The organism is Kocuria marina (assembly GCF_000786655.1).
GTDB lineage: Bacteria > Actinomycetota > Actinomycetes > Actinomycetales > Micrococcaceae > Kocuria > Kocuria marina_A.
In genome coordinates this window covers 1-4,624 of sequence record NZ_JROM01000013.1, presented here as the reverse complement: position 1 = coordinate 4,624, position 4,624 = coordinate 1, and the positions used below count along the sequence as shown (strand labels likewise).

The 4,624-nt window shown below is 66.5% G+C and carries 4 protein-coding genes; 3 read left to right on the top strand and 1 reads right to left on the bottom strand.

Features of this window, described 5'->3' with window-relative positions:
• On the top strand, positions 1 to 418 hold a 418-nt coding region (locus AS25_RS14985; RefSeq protein ID WP_367379149.1), incomplete at its 5' end, for an alpha/beta fold hydrolase.
• 75 nt (positions 419 to 493) lie between these two features.
• On the opposite strand, the gene AS25_RS02660 is transcribed toward AS25_RS14985, so the two are convergent.
• Positions 494 to 1,342: a phosphotransferase gene (locus tag AS25_RS02660; RefSeq protein ID WP_216594101.1), complete on the bottom strand. Its 849-nt coding sequence runs from the start codon at positions 1,340 to 1,342 to the stop codon at positions 494 to 496.
• A gap of 237 nt (positions 1,343 to 1,579) precedes the next feature.
• Here AS25_RS02660 and trpS point away from each other — a divergent pair, with 237 nt between their 5' ends.
• Positions 1,580 to 2,620: a tryptophan--tRNA ligase gene (gene trpS / locus AS25_RS02655; protein ID WP_035961066.1), complete on the top strand. Its 1,041-nt coding sequence runs from the start codon at positions 1,580 to 1,582 to the stop codon at positions 2,618 to 2,620.
• Positions 2,621 to 3,418: 798 nt separating this feature from the next.
• On the top strand, positions 3,419 to 4,624 hold a 1,206-nt coding region (locus tag AS25_RS02650), incomplete at its 3' end, for an ISL3 family transposase (RefSeq protein WP_253270448.1).

Sequence of the window (4,624 nt, the reverse complement as noted above, 5' to 3'; positions counted from 1 at the left end):
GCGTTCTATGCTGTCCAAGCCGACCGCGAACACCTGGTCGGAATCAAATAGCGCGAGTCTCCATCAGACCCAGGGCGCTTCAGAATTTCTCGGTGACAGTGCCTTGGCCCGGGCCTGGGTGGCGGATCTTCAACACACTGGCGACGGGTTTCGTCCTCGGTTCGACGCGGCGGTCATGCAAGCCGTCCTCGAGGCCGTGCACGTTCCGCGCTGGGAGGAGTGGAAGGCGGTGACGGCCCCGACCACGGTGGTCTTCGCCGCGGACTCGATGTTCACCCCCGCACGGAAGGACGCGCTCATCGCTGCCCGCCCAGGAACTTGGCGGATCGATCTGCCCCGTGGGACCCATGATGCTCATCTGGACGCCTCCGAAGAGTGGATCACCGTATTGCGCGAGGCCCTGAGGGGCATGTCCTGACCGGGACGCCAACGCGTCGGGGTCGTACTCAGCGTCCGTGCGTGGCCGAATACCGGGTCGCTTCGATGGTTGCCTCTACTGGTGGGTGGTTGCGGTGCCGGCCAGGCGTTCTACCGTGGCTGTCGCTCGGGTGAAGCGTTGGAGTTCATCGTCCGGGATCCGCCCACCGATGCCGACGAGCTCTGCGGATGCGACGAGTCGGAAGATCAGGGCGCGGACCATCATTTGAATCCACTGTTCTTCGGGGCGGCCAATGACGGCGGCGGGGACGTCGCCGGGGTAGTAGAGGAGACCGTCGGCGGCGACGATGGCCTCGGCGTAGGCTGTCGGGCGCCAGTAGGGGGAGAAGTCGATAATCACTGGGTCGTGGTTCTCGGCGAAGAGCGCGTTGCCGGTCAGATCCCCATGAATCAGCTGGGACGGCATCTCTACCGGGCGCCGTAGGCCGAGAAGCCCGTTGTAGACCGTGCGCGCTTCGGGGGCGACGTCGATGGTTTGCTCTGCCCAGGCGACACGGTCGGCCACCGCCCAGGGGTTCGAGCGGCGGGCGAGGAAATCGGGACGCGGCATTTGGGCCAGGGCTCTGTGGAACGCCCGGGCGGCGATGATCAGTGGCTCCCACCGGCCCTGTGGCCCTGTTGTTCCTTCAACCAGTCCGGTAGCCGTCCATCCGTGAGCGACATAGGCGCCGGTGCCGGCGCGCAACGGCGCTGGCACATCGAAGCCAGGCTCCTGGGCAAGACCGTCCATGAGCGCGGACGCCCACTGTGCCTCGATCGGGTCTTCCGTCGGTTTGAGCACCACTGCACCGACCCGAAAAGCTCGCCCCTGTCCGCCGGGCACAGGGTGGACTCTGTCGGTGAGCCCGAACGCTTCAAGCACTTCAGGAGGCGGAGACGGCGGGGGAGCGTGCATGTCGGCCATGTTATCCAGGACAGCGCAGTTCTGGCCCGTACCGGGAGTGCCCTGGCCGTGCGGGGTGGGCTCGGCGGAGAGTCTGGGGCTGCTGCCGGGTGGGTAGAGTGGGGGCCATGATGCTCAACCGTCTGGCGTGGTGGTGGCTGCGATAGCAGCCGGTTGACGCATGTTCACGGGTTGCACAGCAGCCCGTGCCACTTCGGCGGTCTTGTGTGCAGCTTCCGACCTTCGAGGAGTACGCACATGGAGTCATTCGCCGCCGCCGAGCAGCGCTCGGCCGAACTGACCCGGGCCATCGGCCGGACCCCGGAGGCATTCCGGGTCCTCACCGGGGAACGCCCGACTGGGGCCTTGCACCTGGGCCATTACTTCGGCAGCATCGTCGAACGCCTCCGTCTGCAACAGGCGGGGGTGGAGATCTTCTTGGTGTTGGCTGACTACCAGGTAATCACCGACCGTGACACCACCGCCCGCGTGCAGGAGAACGTGCACAGCGCGGTGCTGGACTACCTGGCCGCGGGCCTGGACCCGCAGCGGACGACGATCTTCGCCCACTCTGCCGTGCCGGCGCTGAACCAGCTGCTTCTGCCGTTCCTGAGCCTGGTCACCGAGGCCGAGCTGCACCGCAACCCCACCGTCAAGGCCGAAGCAGCCGCCTCCGGCCGGGCGCTGAGCGGGCTGCTGTTGACCTATCCGGTGCACCAGGCCGCGGACATCCTCTTCTGCAAGGGCAATTTGGTGCCGGTGGGCAAGGACAACCTGCCCCATGTGGAGATCACCCGCGTCATCGCCCGCCGCTTCAACGACCGCTACGGGCACGCCTTCCCCGTTCCCGAGGCCCTGCTCACCGCCACCCCGGAAGTGCCGGGGCTGGACGGGCGGAAGATGTCCAAGAGCTACGGCAACGCCATCGCCCTGTCGATGACCGCCGATGAGACCGCAGCGGTGATCCGCCGCACCGTCACGGACTCCGAGCGTCGGATCACCTTCGCCCCGGACACCCGCCCCGGGGTCTCAGCCCTCCTTTCAACGGCCGCCCTGTGCTTGGACACCACCCCGCAGGCGCTAGCCGAGCAGATCGGTGACGCCGGCAGCGGACGCCTCAAACAGGTGACCACCGAGGCGGTCAACGAGTTCCTCGCCGGCCACCGGCAACGGCGGCAACAGCTAGCCCAGGACCCCGAGGTCGCCCTACGGGTATTGAAGCGAGGGAACGACCGCGCCAACGAGATCGCCAACAACACGCTAGACGAGGTCAGGAAGGCCATGGGAACCGTCTACTAGAACGCCGACACGGAGTGATTGCCATAAACCAGGCTTGAAGCGCGATCAGATGAAATCTGATCGCGCTTCAGCTCCCTTCCGCTTTACATATGGCCCGCTACCGGACACTTCGTGGCTGACTCGAGGCAACTTATGGCCGTCGACATCAGCACCGTTACCTTGCATAAGATCGGTGCTACGACCAGAGGTCCAAGGGCCCGCTGGCGCAGCAGGAAGCTACTCGTCCTACTTCAACACTTCTTCCTACCATGTGACCCACGGGAGTTGTTGCATCTGTTCGAACTCCTGTCGGGCCGATTTCACTGCGGTTCCGCGGCGTACTACGGCCGGCCGGACTGCGCACCGGGGTATTGCGGCACCATTATCGCCGGCGCGCCTATGCTCGCCCCTCGAGCGAGGAAGCCGGTAAAAAACCTCGCTGTGGCGGGCAGATGTCTTGGTCGCTTACTCATCCTGTTCGAGATTTTTGCGCCATGCCGCCTGAGCACTGCTCCTGTCCGCACCTATGCTCGACGCCTCATCCCGGCGAGAAACTCCCAATAACGATCCTAAATTTAGCGAAAATAGCCTGTGTGGAGAATGTATATGAGTTTCTGTATGAACGGGCGAAGTATATGAGTATCAGTTCTGGCCAAGTCGTGATTAAATGTGCCCATGGACTTTACAGGCCCTTCACAGATGAGCATGGGTAGCGGTGTGCGCGTGGGCGTCTCGAGGGGTGTGTTGTGAGGTCTGGGTAGAGGTCGAGGTCTCCAGGATGGGTAGCGACCAAGCAACCCGATCCATGAAGGCCTCGACGTGTCTCATGCTATCTGCGCGCCGGCGTGCGCGCTCTTCGACCTGCCCGACGTCCATGTCAGGGCCGTGGAACGCGGACCACGCTCGTTCACCGTGGTGGTGGAGACTTTTCCGACGCTGGTGGGGTGCCCGTCCTGCGGGGTGCTCGCCACCGGCCACGGCCGCCGGGAGGTCGTGCTCCACGATCTGCCCTGCGCTGGGGTGCCCGTGCGGGTGGTGTGGCGCAAGCGGATCTTCAGGTGCCGGGAGGACGCCTGCGAGGTCGTGACGTTCAGCGAGGTCCACGAGCTGGCCGCGCCGCGGGCCAAGCTCACCACCCGCGCGATCGCCTGGGCGGTGACGCAGCTGCGCTCCCACGACATCGCGGTCTCCGCCCTGGCGGACATGCTCGGAGTCGCCTGGAACACCGTCTGGCACGCCGTGGCCCCGGTCATCGAAGGCCAGCTGGCCGCGGAGGATCGGCTGGCCGGGGTGGACGCCCTGGGCGTGGACGAGCACGTGTGGCGCCACGTGGGTCCACCCGGCACCGGGCTGGTCACCGGGATCGTGGACCACTCCCGCGGCGAGGACGGCCGGCCCCGGGCGCGACTGCTGGACCTGGTCAAGGGGCGCACGGGGGCGGCCTACGGCGACTGGCTCACCGAGCAGGGGCCGGCGTTCACGAGCGGGATCCGCACGGCGACGCTGGATCCGTTCCACGGCTACGCCAACGCCATCCGCGACGAACTCCCTGAGGCGATCACCGTCCTGGACGCCTTCCACGTGGTGAAACTCGGTGGGCAGGTCGTGGACGAGGTGCGTCGTCGGGTGCAGCAGGACACTCTGGGCCACCGGGGCCGGGCCGGGGACCCGTTGTACGGGATCCGCCGCACCCTGCAGATCGGCGCCGAGCACCTGACCGAGAGGCAGGTCACCCGGCTCAACGCGAAGCTCGAGGCCGGGGACCCGCATCACGAGGTGACCCTGGCCTGGCATTGCTATCAGAAGCTGCGTGCGATCTACCACGCCCGCCCCGAGACCGGCCGCCGGCTGGTCGCCGAGATCCTTGCCGCCTTCCCGTCCTGCCCGATCCCGGAGATCGCCCGGCTCGGGCGGACCCTGCGCCGGTGGAAGGCCGCGATCCTGGCCTACTTCGACACCGCCGGGGCCTCCAACGGGCCCACCGAGGCCGTGAACGGGGTGATCGAGACGATGCGCCGGGTCGCC

What these genes read in the sequence shown, in the direction of transcription:
- trpS (WP_035961066.1), top strand. Translation starts at nt 1,580, where the DNA reads ATGGAGTCATTCGCCGCCGCCGAGCAGCGCTCGGCCGAACTGACCCGG.
- AS25_RS02660 (WP_216594101.1), bottom strand. Translation starts at nt 1,342, where the DNA reads ATGGCCGACATGCACGCTCCCCCGCCGTCTCCGCCTCCTGAAGTGCTT.